Genomic DNA, 15,213 nt, shown 5'->3' on the forward strand with positions numbered 1-15,213 from the left:
TTCAGTGCACAGAAAATCGCCACAAATTCACGCCTGTGCCCGCCGTATCCGGCGATAATCGAGGGTACGATTGCCCCGACCCCGAATTCACAATGACGACAGTAGCTGCCCCAGCCTTGCCAACCGAAAACGCGGTGGAAGACGCTTTGATGCGCTCCATCCGGATTCCGCCTCGGCCCAGCCTGCTCGTCGACCTGCAGCGCGAGCTGGCCAGGGACGACCCGTCGCCGCGCAACATCGCCCGCATCATCGGCAACGACGTCGGCATGTCCGGTGCCCTGCTCAAGCTGGCCAATTCGCCGTTCTTCGGCGCCGCGCGCAAGGCCAAGTCGGTCGAGCAGGCGATCAATTTCCTCGGCATCAACCAGTGCGCGGCCCTGCTCACCGGGCTGCTGGCGCGCCAGGCCATCGACGGCAACGAGGCCGACCTCAACGCCTTCTGGGAAGTGTCGGCGCGCCGCGCCCAGGCGCTGGTGTTCACCTCGCGCAAGCTGCGCATCGCCCCGCCCGACATCGCCCACACCTTCGGCCTGTTCTGCGACATCGGCGTGCCGCTGCTGATGAACCGCTTCGCCGACTATGCCGACACCTACGAGCAGGCCTGCAACGACGCCGGCCAGCTGTTTACCACCATCGAAGACCAGCGCTACAGCACCAATCATGCCGCCATCGGCTGCCTGCTGGCGCGCAACTGGGGCCTGTCGCCCGACGTCTCGTGGGCCATCCTGCTGCACCACGACTACCGCGTGCTGGACGACCCGTCCACCGACGACGCCATCCGCTCGCTGGTGGCGCTGTCGGTGCTGGCCGAAAAAGGCATCCAGCGCCTGCACGGGCGCAGCAGCTATGAATGGGAAAAAGGCGGCGACGCCGCCTGCCGCCACCTCGGCCTGACCGAGGACGAAACCGAAGACCTGCTCGAAGAGCTCAACGAAACCTTCCACACCGAACGATAAGAAGCATGCCGAAAAATAAGCGCCCGGTTCCGCGCAAATCCGCCAATTCCCCTGAAGTCAAAGACGAACAGAATACCCACGAGCTGTTCAGCCTCGCGCTGGATCTGGCCGACGAATCGGCCGGCGCCGACATCGTTGCCGCCAGCACCCGCGACGAACTGAAGCAGAAGCACCTCGACTTCCAGCGCCTGCTGCGCCGCCTGCTGGCGCAGGGCAAGGATGAAGTGCTGTACGGCGCCGTCGAACTGGCGCGCGAAGAATCCACCGACGGCTACCGCTACCTGCGCAGCGCCATCGAGGACGGCGCCGCCAACCTGCTGCTGCGCCGCGAGGACGCGCCGGAAATGGAAATCGACGCCTTCGCCATTCCGGTGTTCGTGCGCAGCCAGGGCGGCCTCGACCCGGCCTTTGACTTCCAGGACAGCGAGGCCTACGAGGCGCTGCTGGCCAGCTTCACCGACGCCGGCCTCGAAAGCAGCATGGCCAAGGTGGTGCTGGTCAGCCACGCCTACGACGCCGGCGAAGTCGAGCGCATCAGCTACGGCCAGCTGCACGCCATGCTGCGCGAAGCGGCGCACTCGCTGACCGAGAAAAAAATCGCCGCCGCGCCGGCGCTCGAGCGCAGCATGAAGCACGGCTGGTCGGCCACCGCCTTCGGCCCGGACGACAGCGCGGTCGAACTGCGCTACCTGCTCGGCTTCGCGCTGAAACGCGCCGACGATCCGTTCTACAAGGTGCCGGCCGGCGAGAAAGCCGCCGACGCCTACTTCGCCAAGCGCGCCGAGGCGTACCAGAAGTGGACCGAGCAGTACGCGCCGCTGGTGGCGCGCTGCCTGGGCCGCGCGCGCGGCGCCGATCCGGCGCTGAGCCTGAGCTTCCAGTACCAGGACCTGTTCTTCGGCGCCCGCGCCCAGGCCCAGTCCGAATACGACATGCTGCACCTGCTGTCCGAACTGAACCAGGCGCTGGCCGGCCACGACCCGGCCGCCGTGCAAGCGGTGATCGCGCCGTCCGAGGACGACGACCAGCCGCTGCTGCTGGTCGAGCTGTCGCAGGGCGGCGCGGTGCTGGCCACGGCCGCCAAGCCGCACGACCCGGCCGCCGACCTCGCCCTGGCGCTGGACGACCTGGCCGACGCCCTCGCCAGCCTCGGCCTGACCGATATTTCCGTCTCGGAAGATCCGCTGGACTGAAAGCGATTTCTTGTTTGACAGCCACCCGCGAGCCGAGGATACTTTCCTGCACGCGGGACGCAGATTCCGCAGCCTGGTGCGGTGCAGGCCTTGTGCTCCGCAGCAAAGGGAGACAGTCATGACATCATGGGCCCGCATCATTGGCACGGCGCTGTGCGCCGCAGCCTTCCTCGGCGGCTGCGCCAGCCAACCGGTGGCGCACCAAGCGCCCAGGCAGCAGCTGTTCCACGACCAGTTGTTCCAGCCATCCAGCGCGCCGGTCGACACCGACAGCGTGTTTGCCATCAGCCCGGCCATGCGCGCCTACGTGCAGCACGAAATCGGCAGTCCCGGCAACGGCAAGGATGTGCGCCGCCAGCTGTTCGATGCCCTCTACCGGCGCGACAAGCTGCAGCTCGAATACGACTCCGCCGTCACCCGCAACGCCGCCCAGACCTTCGAGGCGCGCGCCGGCAACTGCCTGTCGCTGGCCATCATGACCGCCGCCCTGGCGCGCGAGCTCAACCTGCCGGTGCAGTTCCAGCAAATCCAGGTCGACGAAGTGTGGAGCCGCGCCGGCAACCTCTACTTCGCCAGCAACCACGTCAACCTGGCGCTGGGCCGCCAGCGCAGCAGCAATCCCTACAACGCCAGCTACAACACCGACGGCGCCAACTCGCTGACGGTGGACTTCATCCCGGTGCCGCCCAAGGCGCGCGAAAACGCCACCCCGCTGACAGAGACCACCATCATCGCCATGTTCCTCAACAACCGCGCCGCCGAACTGCTGGCGGCGGGCAAGGTCGACGACGCCTACTGGTCGGCGCGCAAGGCGGCCGAGGTCGACCCGCTGTTCCTCAACGCCTACAACACCCTGGGCGTGATCTACCAGCACCACGGCAACCAGGACGCCGCCGAGCAGGCGCTGCGCTACGCGCTGTCGCAAGCGCCCGACAACACCATCTACCTGGCCAACCTGGCGCAATCGCTGGAAGCCGAGAACAAGCTCGATGAAGCGGCCGTGCTGCGCGCCCGCCTGGCCCAGCTGGAGCCGTTCCCGCCGTTCCACTTCTTCCACCTGGGGCAGGAAGCGATGAAGCTGGGCGACTACGCGCGCGCGCGCAAGATGTTCGAACGCGAACTGGAGCGGGTGCCCGACTACCATGAATTCCACTTCTGGCTGGCGGTGGCCAACTACCAGCTGGGCAACCTGCGCGCGGCCGACAAGCACATGGCCTTGGCCGTCAACAACAGCACCACGCGCGGCGACCACGAGCTGTACGCGGCCAAACTGGACCGCATCCGCGCCTACGAGGCCCAGCAGCGCGCAAAGCAATGACTATCCGGTGGTATGCTGAAACGGGCTGCAAGACGCTGAAACAAGCTGAAGCTTGACACTTAGTTGCGAACACGCAACAATTGCAAGTAAATTAAGCAGCTCTTACCACAAGGATTCCGTCATGCTGAGACTCAGGCCCGCCTGCGCCGCCATCCCCTTCTTTCTGGCCGCGTTGTTGACCGCTTGCGGCGGCGGTGGCGGTGGAGGCGGCAGCAGTGGCGGCGGCACCACGCCCAACGCCAGCCCGGCGCTCACCTTCACCCCATCCACCATTACCGCCAGCGCCCTGGCCGGCACCTCGCTGACCATGAACGTGATCGCCGCCGTGGCCCGCCCGGCCGACTTCAGCGGCGCCACCGTGTTTGCCACCATCACCGACAGCAACAACGTCATCCTCCCGACCTCGAGCGTGGTGCGCGACAGCGACAGCCAGTACCACGCCGTGCTGCTGTCGGCGCCGACGCTGGCGGCCGGCAACTACAAGGGCAGCTTCAGCGTGCGCCTGTGCAAGGACAGCGCCTGCGCCAGCCAGTTCCCCGGCTCGCCGGTGGCGCTGCCCTACGACCTCACCGTGCTGCCGGCCGGCAGCGCCACCTTCAGCGCCACCCCGGCCATGCCGCTCAACGCCAGCGCGCAAAACGGCGCCGCCGCCCCGGCCCCGGTCAGCGTGGCGATCGCCGCCACCGGCCGCAGCTGGACCGCCAGCAGCGGCGCCGGCTGGCTCAAGCTCAGCGCCGCCAGCGGCACCGGCGACGCCAGCCTGACCGTCAGCTACGACGCCACCGGCCTGGCGCAAGGCAGCTACACCAGCAGCGTCAGCATCAGCTCCAACGACAACCTGACCCTGACGCTGCCGGCCGTGCTGACCGTGCTGCCGCCGGGCCTGGTCCTGGGCAGCAACAGCATGACCTTCAGCGCCATCAACGGCGCGCCGATCCCGACCCAGGTGGTCAGCCTGGACACCGACACCAAGAACAGCGCCAGCTGGACCGCCAGCAGCAACGTCGGCTGGCTCAGCTTGTCGCCAACCGCTGGCGCCACCCCGGCCACCACCGTGCTGACCGTGAACCCGAGCGTGGGCCCGCTGGCCAGCGGCACCCACACCGGCGTCATCACCATCGTGCCGGCCGGACTCACCACGCGCACCCTGCCGGTAACGCTCAACCTGAGCAAGGCCACGCTGGCCACCTCGCAGTCGACCATCACCCTGGGCGGCACCTATGGCCGCGACTTCGGCAGCGGCCAGGATCTCAAGCTCAGCCTCAACACCGGCACCCTGAGCTGGCCGTGGAACCTCCCCCTCGTGCCGGCCTGGGCCACCGCGACCGCCACCGCCGGCACCGTCAACGCGGCCGGCGCCAGCATCACCTTCAAGGCCAAGCCGGCCAACGCCGCCACCGGCATCAGCACGGCCCTGCTGACGCCGGGCGCCACCATCAATGGCGACACCGTGGTGACGCCGGTGCTGCTGGCGATTAACAAGGACCAGCACAAGCTGCTGCCGGCCGAGACCGCCGTGCCCTTCGTCAGCACGCCGGGCTGGAGCCGCCTGACCCGCATCATCAGCGTGGCCGACAACTACGGCAGCTTCGGCGGCATGAGCGCCAGCAGCGACCAGTCGTGGCTGGTGGTGGGCGTCAGCGCCGACAAGCTGATCCTGACCGCCGACCCGAGCCAGCTGCTGAGCGACACCCTGAGCACCGCCACCATCACCGTCACGCCGTCCGATCCCGACGCCAGCGCGCCGGAAGTGATCCGCGTGGCGCTGTGGAAAGGCGCGGCCGCGCCGTCGGCCGCCAGCACCGCCGCCCTGCCCTACAGCAACGTCGCCACCGACCCGGCGCGGCCGTACGCCTACCTGCACAACGGCGGCGCCGTGATCGACGTCTACAATGTGTACACCGGCCTCAAGGAAAGCAGCATCACTGGCTTCTCGGCCCACCTCGGCGACATGGCGGTCACGCCCAACGGCGACACCCTGTACGTGGTCGACATCGACAATGCGCGCCTGACCGCCGTCAACCTGAGCACCCGCACCATCAGCAAGCAGCTGCCGCTGGCCAGCCCCGGCACCGCCGCCACCCGCATCAAGCTGATCCGCCCGAACGGCGTCGAAATGCTGCTGCTCAGCGACGGCCAGCTGTTCCTGACCTCAACCCAGGCCCGCATCGGCGTGCTGCCGCTGAGCGGCGGCACGCTGGCGGCCACCAGCAGCGGCAAGCGCGTGATCCAGCAGGACGAGGGCAACGCCAGCGTGCTGCACACCAGCGCCAGCATCGACTACGCCGCCCTCAGCGGCGGCACCCTGTTTGCCGCCAAGCTGGCGCCGTCCAGCCACACCAGCCCCGGCAGCCTGGGCCAGGACGTCTGGATCAGCGCCGACGGCAGCCGCGTCTACAGCGCCGCCAGCTCAGCGAAATCGTGCGTGATCATGAACGGCAACGACCTGGCCATCCTCGGCTACATGGCCATCGGCGACGCCGCCGCCAACAACATCGAAGTGGCGCTGGACGGCCGCATCTTCTGCGGCGGCGCGGCGCGCCCCGGCAACAGCGACATCTATATGTACGACAGCACCGGCGCCAAGATCCTGCAGCAGTACAAGCTGAGCACCACCGGCAAACAGCTGCTGCCGCGCCAGATGGCGGTCTCGGGCGACGGCTGGGTGGTGGTGGCGATCACCGACGACAAGGTGGTGACCTTCCTGCCGATCGGGCCGTGAACGGCGCATGAACGGCATGGAACGCGACGCGCAGCTCGGCAACATCTTCTGGGCGTCGCTGAACGGCCCGCACCGGCACTGGTCGGACGGCACCGACGCCGTGCGCCGCTACACCCAGGGCTTCTCGCCCATCATCGCCTTTGCCGATCCGGCGCAGCCGGACCTGGCGGCGCTGGCGCCGTGGTGCGCCAGCGGCGAGCGCTTCTACTGCGACGGCTGGAGCGGCGCCGCGCCGCCGGGCTGGCACATCGAGGTCGAAAGCACCATGTTCCGCATGCTGTGGGATGGCGCCGGCGCTGGCGCACTGCCGGCCGCCGACCCGGCGCCGGACGCGGTGCCGCTGCGCGCCGAACACGCGGCGCAGGCGCTGGCGCTGGCGACGCTGTGCAAGCCGGGGCCGTTCGGCATCCGCACCATCGAGCTGGGCGACTACTTCGGCCACTTCGACGGCGGGCGGCTGGTGGCGATGGCAGGCGAACGCCTGCGCGCCACGGGCCTGTGCGAAATCAGCGGCGTCTGCACCCATCCCGACTACCAGGGGCGCGGGCTGGCCAAAAAACTGATCATCAAACTGTTGCAGCGCCACGCCGCGCGCGGCGAACGCTCCTTCCTGCACGTCATGCGCAACAACCCCGCCCACCAGCTCTACCTGAACATGGGCTTCCACGACTACCTCGAATCCACCGTTCGCGTGATCAGCCGCCAAGCGCTGGCTTGAGGAGCAACCAGCTTTCCAGCTTGGCGGCGTAGGCCAGGGTATGCGCCGGGCTGCTCGACGGCAGCGCGAAGATGCGGTAGCGCGCGGCTTGTTCACCCAGCACTTTGCGGCCCAGCTTGGCGGCCGTGCCGCCGTTGAAGGCCAGCGTGTCGATGGCGGGATAGCGCGCCAGCAGGCCCGGCAGGTCGTTGTCGTCGCGGTTGCGGATCGCGCTGTCCAGGCTGCCGGGGCGGTGGGCTTCGGCCACCACGTCCCACAGGCCCACGCCGTGCTCGAGCAAGGTGGCCAGCCGCGCTTCGTAGTCGAGCGCTACCAGCTCCACGCCCAGCACGGCCGACATCAGCAGCCAGAATTTATTCTGCCGGTTGGCATAGTATTGTTGGGCCGCGAGGGATTTTTCACCGGGCAGGCTGCCCAGCACCAGCAGACGGGTGCGCTGGTCCACCACCGGGTCGAAACAGCGCTTGCGCAAATTTTCAGTCATGCGAAATTGTAGGTGTAGAATCGTTGGGCAGTCGATAACTCGCCGTTAAAAACTATAACGCCCTGGAGACCAACATGCCGGAAAACCGCACCATCGACACCCTGCTCGCCCAGTACAGCGAAAGCCACCTCAATCCCACCAACGAAGTGATCCACTTCGTCTGCGTGCCGGTCATCATGTTCACCTTGCTGGGCCTGCTATGGTCGCTGCACCCGCTGGTGGCGCTGGCCTTCAGCGCGGCGGCGATGGTGTACTACTTCAAGCTGTCGCGCCCGTTCGCGCTGGGCATGCTGTTGATGGCCGCCGTGATGCTGTCCATCCTGGCCGCGCTGCCGCCGGCCACGGTGCTGCCGCTGTCGATCACGGTGTTTGTGCTGGCCTGGATCGGCCAGTTCATCGGCCACAAGATCGAAGGCAAGAAGCCGTCCTTCTTCGACGACCTGCGCTTCCTGCTGATCGGACCGTTGTTTGTGCTGAGTTTCCTGTACCGCCGCCTGCACTGGGCCTACTGAATCAGCGCAGCCAGGCGTGGGCGAACAGCGCCTGCGCCGCGCCCTGCATTTCCCCGTCAGCGAGCATCAGCACCAGCGCGGTGCTCAGTGCCACATAGCCCAGCAGCGAGATGACTTTGATTGGCAGCGGGGCCTTCATGACGCTCTCCTGGAATGAGAATAAGAATAACAAGCTGTGCATTCACTATACTTGGTCTTCCGGAGCACACTGCTGAATTTACAACTCAGATACAACTTATTTCACCGGCTGTTGCGTCGCAACAAAAAACTGGCCGCTAGGCAAGAAGTAGCCGGGGCAGCTATACTGGTTTGATGTCCTCTCCTTTGCTATTCATCATTGCCTGTTTGATCTGGGGCTCTACGTTTTTCGCCATTACGCTACAACTGGGTGAAGTGCCGCCCGCCGTTTCCGTGGTCTATCGCTTCGCGCTGGCGTCGGCCGTGCTGTTCGCCTGGTGCGCCGCGCGCGGCCACCAACTGCTGCTGCCGTGGCGCGCCCAGCGCTGGCTGATCCTGCAAGGCTGCGCCACGTTTGCCGTCAGCTACATCTGCACCTACACCTCCGAGCAATACCTGGTGTCCGGCTTGGTGGCCGTGCTGTTCGCGCTGATGGTGTTCTGGAACCCCATCCTCAACCACTTCAGCTTTGGCACCGCGCTCGGCATGCGCACCTGGGCCGCCGGCGGCGTCGCCATCGCCGGCGTGACCCTGCTGTTCTACCACTCCATTTTTGGCGCATGGAATGAAATCCTGAACGGCGGCAACGGACACTTTCTGCTGGGCCTGGGACTGGCGCTGTGCGCCACCATTGCCAGCTCGGTCGGCAACATGCTGGTGATCAAGGTGCGCGAGCAATCGGACAACGTGCTGCTGACGATGGCCTGGGCCATGCTGTGGGGCAGCCTGCTGGTGGCGCTGTGGGTGCTGGCCAGCGGCCAGTCCTTCGTGATGCCGACCACCGCCAAATACTGGGGCGGCCTGCTCTACCTGTCGCTGCTGGGCTCGGTGATCGCCGTTGCCGCCTACTTCACGCTGATCCACCGCATCGGCTCCGACAAGGCGGTCTACATCGGCGTGGTGACGCCGGTGATTTCCGTGCTACTGTCGATCCAGCTGGAACACTATCGTCCCGGCCTGCTCGAATGGCTGGGCATGGCGCTGTGCCTGTCCAGCGTGGCCTGGGCGCTGAAACCTACTTCTTCCACTACCGCAAAAACCTGATGAGTACTACCGAACTGACCATCCGCCCGGCCACGCCGGCCGACATCCCCGCCATCTTCGGCATGATCTTCGAGCTGGCCGTGTTTGAAAAGCTCGAGCACATGGTGGTCGCCAACGAAGCCGCCCTGCACGACAGCCTGTTCTGCGACAAGCCGGTGTGCGAAGCGCTGGTCGGCGAAACCGGCGGCGAGGTGGTCACCTTCGCGCTGTTCTTCCACAACTTCTCCACCTTCCTGTGCAAGAAAGGCCTGTACCTGGAAGACCTGTACGTGCAGCAGGCGCATCGCGGCAAGGGCTACGGCAAGCAAATGCTGGTGGCGCTGGCCCGCCTGGCGCAGGAACGCGACTGCGGCCGCTTCGAATGGTCGGTGCTGGACTGGAATGCCAACGCCATCAAGTTCTACGAAGGCATGGGCGCGACCGTGATGCCGGACTGGCGCATCTGCCGCGTCACCGGCGAGGCGCTGGCGCAGCTGTCGGCGCAGGCGTAAAAAAAATCCCACCCAGCGGCAAGCGCTGGATGGGCAGAACCCGTTGTCAGTGGGAGGGAGATTGAATCAACGGGTTCACTATATCTTGTGGCTGAGTTCGCCGCCGCACGCCTTACAAATCATTACGGCGACTTTACAGAAAGCCGATGCCTGTTAATCACCATGCGTTCGAGCAACTCAAACAGCCCTTGTGTCAGCAATGCCAACATGGCTGCGGGGATGGCGCCGGCTAGCAGCATGTCGTTATCGTTGAGCGCCAGGCCGATGGTGATGCGTTCGCCGTAGCCGCCGGCGCCGATGAAGGCCGCGATGGTGGCGGTGCCCACGCTCAGCACGGCCGCCGTTTTGACACCCGCCAAAATGACCGGCAACGCCAGTGGCAATTCAATGTGCGTGAGCCTTTGCGCCGGGCGCAAGCCGAGCGCCTTGGCTGCCAGCGTCAAGCCCTTGGGCACTTGCAGCAAGCCGGTGCAGGTGTTGCGCACGATGGGCAGCAGCGCGTACACCACCAGTGCCACCAAGGCGGGCGCAGTGCCGATCCGGCCGAGCAAGGGAATCAACAACGCCAGCAAGGCCAGCGAGGGCACGGTTTGCAGCATGCCGGTCAGGCCGAGCACCGTCTGCCGCAGGCGCGGCATGGACGCGGCCAGCACGCCCAGCGGCACGCCGATCACGCACGCTGCCGCCACCGCCAGCAGGACCAGCGTCAAGTGCTGCTGCGTCAACCGCCAGAAATTGTGGTCGAAGATTTTGGCCAGCAGGCCGTCGCGCGCGGAGCTGGTGGCCGATGCGGCCGGCGGACGGGCGGCGAGCCAGTCGCTCGCCACCCGCGCAAACGGCTTGCCGTCGATTTCCGCCGCCGCGTTCATGGCGATCATATCCGCCTCGCTGATGCGACCCTCCAGCATGCTGATCGCCTGCCACGCCGCCGGAAAGCGCTGCACCGCGTCGAGCCGGTACAACAGCACCGCATCGTAGCGCGGGAAATAACCGCGATCATCTTCCAGCACCCGCAAGCCATACTGCCCGATGCGCGCGTCGGTCGAATAAATATCGATCACATCGACCTGCCGCCCGTTCAGCGCGTCATACGCCAGGCCGTGATCCAGTCCCGCCGGCTGCTGCGGCAAGCCATAGCGTGCCGCCAATCCCTGCCAGCCATCCGCGCGGCCGATAAACTCGTGCGACAAACCAAAGCGCAGCGAACCGCGCGTCGCCAGCTCGCTCAACTTGTGCGGCGCATCGGTCCCGCCGCGCATCGCCAGCGCATAGGTATTGTTGAAGCCCAGCGGCACCGCCACACCCAAGCCCATCGCCCCCAGTTCCTTTCGCATCTGCTCCAGCGTTGCAGGCTGCTTGTGCTTGAGGATCTCCAGATCGATCGTGCCCACATACTCGGGATAGACGTCGATCCGTCCCGCTTGCAGCGCCGCCAGCACAATCGCCGTATTACCCAGTCCTTGCAAGTGCTCGACCTGCGCATGCGGCGCGGCAGTCTGCGCCAATACCTCGCCCAGAATGTACGATTCCGTAAACCGCTTCGATCCAACATGCAGCACATCGTCCGCCACCGCGTAGCCCGCGCACAGCAGCAATCCGGCCAGCGCGATGCGCGCGGCTGCGGCGGCGCTTTGCCGCCATCGTCGCAACAACGCCATCAAGCCCCCGCGCGCAGCATCGACGCCTTCAGCGCCTGCCCCAGCGTCTCAAGACTTTCCGACAGATGCGCCTTGGCCTCGCGGCTGATCGGCTTGGCCATCGCCGCTTGCAGCTCGCGCTGCAACTGCAAGGCATTCTCACGCTGCAAACTACGCACGTCGGCCGGCGTACCCGCCGACACCCGCAGCAGAGCCGCCACCAGCCGCTTCAAATGCTCGCGCTGCAAATTGCGCCGCATGCCGTTGATATCCTTGCCCGACTTGAGCTCACTCCACACCGCGTTCTGCACCGATCCATACAGCTCGCCGAGACTCAGCGCCTGCTTGCTGTCTTCCAGCTTTTCCTGCGAATCCAGCAAGCGCACCGCCACACCGTCCGACATCAACTGATCCAGCGCCGCCGATTGCAGCGCCAGCACCCGTCCGCCGACTGACACATCCGGCCGGCCGCGCGTGCCGAAACGATCCACCGCCAGGCGGCTGATGGTGGCCGGCGAAAACTTGAAGCTATCCGCCTTGAACAAGCTATCCGTCAGCATCTGCAAAGCCGCGCGCTGGCGCGGTAGCGGCACCGGTGTGAAGGTCGCACGTCCGGTGCCGGCATGGTCGCTCAGGTAAGTCACACCGCCCACATACTTCACCACCACCGGCAAGGTGCGCGCAAACTGCTGGAAGCCGTAATCGAAACTGCGGCGCAGCACCTCATAACTTTCGCCCGGCTTGAGCGTGCGGTTCTGCACCCGGTCCCACAGCTCGCGCGAAATCGCCAGACGGCGCTGGAAGAACGCCAGCGGATCGCTGCCCAGGTCATACAGATTCACATCAGGATCGAGATTGAAACCGCTCGCATCCTGGTCGGTGCCGAACGCCAGTTGCGGCTCGTTCGAGCGTGCGGCAATCTTCGCCAACTCCTGCTTTTCCTGCGCCGGATCGATCGGCTTATACGCATACTCAATGGCCCAGAAATCGTAAGGCCCCAGCGTGGACGCCACATACTCGCCCTGCTTCTCGCCCTTCAGCGAGAGGTTGAACGGCGTATAGTCCATCACCGAGCCAGTCATGCTGTTCTTCCTGGTGAACTCCGGATCTTGCAACTGCTTCAGCGAATAGATGGTCGAGGCGCGGAAGTTATGCCGCAAGCCCAGCGTGTGCCCGACTTCGTGCATGATCACCGAGCGCACATAAGCCTGCGCCAGCGCATCGGCTTCCGGACCGTCCATGTCGAGCAGGCCGCGCGCTTCCAGCACGTCCATCGCAAAGCCCATCTCGGTCGCCGACTCCTGCATGTAGTCGCAGCGCGTTTCCGACGGCTGCTGCGACAGCGAGAAATTAAAACTATCCTCGCCGATCAAGCGCCGCGCACCGCGCGCAAACACGTCCGACATACCGATGTCCGCGTCAAGAATCTCGCCGCTACGCGGATCGACCTGGCTAGGCCCAATGGCAAAGCCCACATCGCTGCCGACGAACCAGCGGATCGACGCATGGCGCGCATCCATCGTATCGAAACGGTCGTTCTCGGTCTGCTGCTTGACCACGATGGCGTCCTTGAAGCCGATGCGCTCAAACGCCTCGTTCCACGCCAGCACGCCCTGCTTCACCGACTCGCGGTACTTCTCCGGCACATTGGCGTCGATCCAGTAGACGATGGGCTGCTTCGGTTCCGACAACGGCGCCGCCGGGTCCTGCTTCTCCAGACGCCAGCGTTCAACCAGATGCACCGCCGTCGTCGGCATCACATCGTCCGAGTAATCCTGACTGGTGCTGACGAAATGGCCGATGCGGTCATCGGCGCGGCGGCCGTGCATGGCGTGCGCCGGCAGCGGCATGAAGCTGTAGTAAAAACCGAGGAACATGCTGCGCGGGTCCGGCAGCGTGGTCGGCGGATGCGGCACGGCGGCCGGCACCGGCGGCATCACGGCAGGCGGCGCGGGAATGCGCGGCGTGAAGTAATGCGCGTTGACCTGGAAACCGGTCATGCCCTCATCCGAGCGGATGGTGAGGAAGCTGCTGTTGCGCGCATCCATCGCATAGGTCATGCGGAACGCCGCTTCCAGCCGCGTGGTCATCGCCATGATGTCGCCGAACAGCAGCGCGTTGGCCTCCACCAGTATCGACTTCGATTGCGGATGCGGGCTGCTGACCACCGGCGCAATCGCCAGCAGGCTGTCCGAGAAAGCCTGCTGCACCACCAGCGCCTGCGGCGTGCCGCCCTTGGCGCCGTAGTCCGTGTTCTTGGCGATCATCTGCACCAGATTGCCGACGCGGTGGAACACCACCACCTGGCTGGTTCCCATCTGGCTGCCGTAGATCCCGCGCTCGCCGATCCCGTTCGGCATATTCACCGACATGAACAACGGCCGGTCGAATTGGTCGGGCCGCAGCTCGATCCAGACCTTTTCTTCTTTTTGATACAGGCTCAAAAATCCCGGTAGATGTGAAGCGCCGCGCACGATGTCGACAAAGGGACGCAGCGCGGCCGCCGGCAATGGAGCCACCGGCGTAGGCGTCGCTGCCGCTGGCGGCGCTGTCGCAGTAGCGGCAGCTGGCGCCTCCGGCGTTGGCGGAACGGGTGGGGTTGGAGTCGGCTCCTGCGCCAGCGCATGGGCGCTGAGCGCTGCCAGTACGGCGGCGCGAACGGAATTCAAGGCGAACATGGTAATCCTGCTTCGTTATGTGGCATCCGGATAATGTAACCGAAAGCACAACGCAACGAAGGGATTTTTACATGGCCGGGGAGCGCAATTTACCTGCGTTGACGACACCACGGCACGGATTCAGGCCGATGGCGTAAGACAGATCGGCCGGACGGGCGATGCGCCACAGGGCGAAATCGGCCCGCTTTCCCACTTCCAGGCTGCCGATTTCCGCGTGCAGGCCGAGCGCACGCGCCGCATGCACGGTGCAACCGGCCAGCGCTTCCTGCGGCGTCAGGCGCCACAGCGTGCAAGCCATATTCATCGCCAGCAGCAGGGATGTCATCGGCGAGGTGCCCGGATTGCAGTCGGTGGCCACCGCCATCTTCACGCCGGCGGCGCGCAGTGCGGCCACCGGCGGCGGCGTAGTGTCGCGCAGGAAGTAGTAAGCTCCCGGCAGCAGCACCGCCACCGTGCCGGCAGCGGCCATCGCCTCGATGCCGCTGGCGCTCAGGTGTTCAAGGTGGTCTGCCGACAGGCCTTTGTAGTGCGCTGTCAGTTCCGCGCCGCGCTGGTCGGACAGCTGTTCCGCATGCAGCTTGACCGGCAAGCCGTGCGCCTGCGCCGCCTTGAACACGCGCTCCGTTTGTTCATACGAAAAGCCAATGCGCTCGCAGAACACATCCACCGCATCGGCCAGTCCTTCTTCGGCCAGCGGCGCAATCATGTTGCAGACTTCATCGATGTAATCGTCGGCGCGGCCGGCAAATTCCGGCGGCAGCGCATGCGCACCGAGGAAGGTGGTGGCCACGCGCACCGGCAGTTCGCGGCCGACGCGGCGCGCGGCGCGCAGCATGGCTGCTTCCGATTCCAGCGTGAGACCATATCCAGACTTGATTTCGATGGTGGTCACGCCTTCCGCCAGCAGCGACAGGACGCGCGGCAGGCTTTGTCGCAGCAATTCATCTTCCGACGCGGCGCGGGTGGCCCGCACCGTGGACATGATGCCGCCGCCAGCGCGGGCGATGTCTTCGTAAGTAGCACCGTTCAAACGGGCTTCGAATTCATCGCTGCGATTGCCCGCGTGTACGATGTGGGTGTGGCAGTCGATCAGGCCAGGCGTCAGCCAGCTGCCGCCGCCGTCGTGCACCGTGACGGCCTGCATGGCAGGCATGTCGGCCTGAGGTCCCAGCCATGCAATGCGGCCGTCTTTTACCGCGATGGCGGCGTCGCGAATTTCACCATAGCCGCCATCGGCCATCGTGGCCAGATGCACGTTCGTAAACAACACGTCCCACATACTT

13 protein-coding genes are annotated in these 15,213 nt (G+C 65.7%); 8 read left to right on the forward strand and 5 right to left on the reverse strand.

Features of this window, described 5'->3' with window-relative positions; translation table 11 throughout:
• The first annotated feature begins 92 nt into the window (after nt 1-92).
• The 5 genes from BMZ70_RS15715 (at nt 93) to BMZ70_RS15735 (ending at nt 6,907) form a co-directional block, all read left to right on the forward strand.
• Nucleotides 93-956 (forward strand): HDOD domain-containing protein, encoded by an 864-nt coding sequence (locus tag BMZ70_RS15715; RefSeq protein ID WP_092276115.1) that lies wholly within the window; start codon nt 93-95, stop codon nt 954-956.
• Nucleotides 957-961: 5 nt separating this feature from the next.
• Nucleotides 962-2,149, forward strand: a complete 1,188-nt coding sequence (locus tag BMZ70_RS15720) for a hypothetical protein (protein WP_092276118.1) — start codon at nt 962-964, stop codon at nt 2,147-2,149.
• Between the two features lie 118 nt (nt 2,150-2,267).
• A complete protein-coding gene (locus BMZ70_RS15725) occupies nt 2,268-3,467 on the forward strand; it encodes a tetratricopeptide repeat protein (protein WP_092276121.1) in 1,200 nt (399 codons plus the stop codon).
• Between the two features lie 121 nt (nt 3,468-3,588).
• Entirely contained in the window at nt 3,589-6,189 is a 2,601-nt protein-coding gene (locus tag BMZ70_RS15730) for a BACON domain-containing protein (protein WP_092276124.1), read from the forward strand.
• A gap of 7 nt (nt 6,190-6,196) precedes the next feature.
• Complete coding sequence (locus BMZ70_RS15735; RefSeq protein ID WP_229205421.1) at nt 6,197-6,907, forward strand: GNAT family N-acetyltransferase; 711 nt, start codon at nt 6,197-6,199, stop codon at nt 6,905-6,907.
• Here the strand turns inward: BMZ70_RS15735 and BMZ70_RS15740 are convergent.
• Complete coding sequence (locus tag BMZ70_RS15740) at nt 6,885-7,391, reverse strand: DNA-deoxyinosine glycosylase (protein WP_092276127.1); 507 nt, start codon at nt 7,389-7,391, stop codon at nt 6,885-6,887. The two genes, BMZ70_RS15735 and BMZ70_RS15740, sit on opposite strands and share 23 nt — an antisense overlap.
• A 74-nt stretch (nt 7,392-7,465) precedes the next feature.
• Between BMZ70_RS15740 and BMZ70_RS15745 the strand changes: the two genes are divergently transcribed.
• The gene (locus BMZ70_RS15745; RefSeq protein ID WP_092276130.1) at nt 7,466-7,903 is read left to right on the forward strand and encodes an Mpo1 family 2-hydroxy fatty acid dioxygenase; all 438 of its coding nucleotides are present in this window, start codon (nt 7,466-7,468) and stop codon (nt 7,901-7,903) included.
• A 1-nt stretch (nt 7,904) separates the two neighbouring features.
• Here BMZ70_RS15745 and BMZ70_RS28375 read toward each other — a convergent pair whose 3' ends face one another.
• The gene (locus BMZ70_RS28375; RefSeq protein WP_165403466.1) at nt 7,905-8,042 is read right to left on the reverse strand and encodes a hypothetical protein; all 138 of its coding nucleotides are present in this window, start codon (nt 8,040-8,042) and stop codon (nt 7,905-7,907) included.
• A gap of 173 nt (nt 8,043-8,215) precedes the next feature.
• On the opposite strand from BMZ70_RS28375, the gene BMZ70_RS15750 reads away from it, so the two are divergent.
• Both BMZ70_RS15750 and BMZ70_RS15755 read left to right on the forward strand, forming a co-directional pair.
• Nucleotides 8,216-9,124, forward strand: a complete 909-nt coding sequence (locus BMZ70_RS15750) for a DMT family transporter (protein ID WP_092276134.1) — start codon at nt 8,216-8,218, stop codon at nt 9,122-9,124.
• Nucleotides 9,124-9,615: a GNAT family N-acetyltransferase gene (locus BMZ70_RS15755; protein ID WP_092276137.1), complete on the forward strand. Its 492-nt coding sequence runs from the start codon at nt 9,124-9,126 to the stop codon at nt 9,613-9,615. The genes BMZ70_RS15750 and BMZ70_RS15755 overlap by 1 nt, the downstream gene beginning before the upstream one ends.
• Nucleotides 9,616-9,737: 122 nt before the next feature.
• Here the strand turns inward: BMZ70_RS15755 and BMZ70_RS15760 are convergent, their stop codons facing one another.
• The 3 genes from BMZ70_RS15760 to hutI form a co-directional block, all read right to left on the reverse strand.
• Nucleotides 9,738-11,273, reverse strand: a complete 1,536-nt coding sequence (locus BMZ70_RS15760; protein ID WP_092276140.1) for a glycine betaine ABC transporter substrate-binding protein — start codon at nt 11,271-11,273, stop codon at nt 9,738-9,740.
• Nucleotides 11,273-13,930: a zinc-dependent metalloprotease gene (locus BMZ70_RS15765; protein WP_092276143.1), complete on the reverse strand. Its 2,658-nt coding sequence runs from the start codon at nt 13,928-13,930 to the stop codon at nt 11,273-11,275. The genes BMZ70_RS15760 and BMZ70_RS15765 overlap by 1 nt, the downstream gene beginning before the upstream one ends.
• A 67-nt stretch (nt 13,931-13,997) precedes the next feature.
• Nucleotides 13,998-15,209, reverse strand: coding sequence for an imidazolonepropionase (hutI, locus tag BMZ70_RS15770; RefSeq protein ID WP_092276146.1), 1,212 nt, complete (start codon nt 15,207-15,209; stop codon nt 13,998-14,000).
• Nucleotides 15,210-15,213: the final 4 nt, after the last annotated feature.

The organism is Duganella sp. CF402, from assembly GCF_900109645.1.
Classification (GTDB): Bacteria; Pseudomonadota; Gammaproteobacteria; order Burkholderiales; family Burkholderiaceae_D; genus Rugamonas.

Bases quoted from the DNA above. Each gene is read 5' to 3' on its own strand.
- BMZ70_RS15750 (WP_092276134.1), top strand. From the start codon at position 8,216: ATGTCCTCTCCTTTGCTATTCATCATTGCCTGTTTGATCTGGGGCTCT.
- BMZ70_RS15740 (WP_092276127.1), bottom strand. From the start codon at position 7,391: ATGACTGAAAATTTGCGCAAGCGCTGTTTCGACCCGGTGGTGGACCAG.
- BMZ70_RS15725 (WP_092276121.1), top strand. From the start codon at position 2,268: ATGACATCATGGGCCCGCATCATTGGCACGGCGCTGTGCGCCGCAGCC.
- BMZ70_RS15755 (WP_092276137.1), top strand. From the start codon at position 9,124: ATGAGTACTACCGAACTGACCATCCGCCCGGCCACGCCGGCCGACATC.
- hutI (WP_092276146.1), bottom strand. From the start codon at position 15,209: ATGTGGGACGTGTTGTTTACGAACGTGCATCTGGCCACGATGGCCGAT.
- BMZ70_RS15745 (WP_092276130.1), top strand. From the start codon at position 7,466: ATGCCGGAAAACCGCACCATCGACACCCTGCTCGCCCAGTACAGCGAA.
- BMZ70_RS15715 (WP_092276115.1), top strand. From the start codon at position 93: ATGACGACAGTAGCTGCCCCAGCCTTGCCAACCGAAAACGCGGTGGAA.
- BMZ70_RS15765 (WP_092276143.1), bottom strand. From the start codon at position 13,930: ATGTTCGCCTTGAATTCCGTTCGCGCCGCCGTACTGGCAGCGCTCAGC.
- BMZ70_RS28375 (WP_165403466.1), bottom strand. From the start codon at position 8,042: ATGAAGGCCCCGCTGCCAATCAAAGTCATCTCGCTGCTGGGCTATGTG.
- BMZ70_RS15720 (WP_092276118.1), top strand. From the start codon at position 962: ATGCCGAAAAATAAGCGCCCGGTTCCGCGCAAATCCGCCAATTCCCCT.
- BMZ70_RS15730 (WP_092276124.1), top strand. From the start codon at position 3,589: ATGCTGAGACTCAGGCCCGCCTGCGCCGCCATCCCCTTCTTTCTGGCC.
- BMZ70_RS15760 (WP_092276140.1), bottom strand. From the start codon at position 11,273: ATGGCGTTGTTGCGACGATGGCGGCAAAGCGCCGCCGCAGCCGCGCGC.
- BMZ70_RS15735 (WP_229205421.1), top strand. From the start codon at position 6,197: ATGAACGGCATGGAACGCGACGCGCAGCTCGGCAACATCTTCTGGGCG.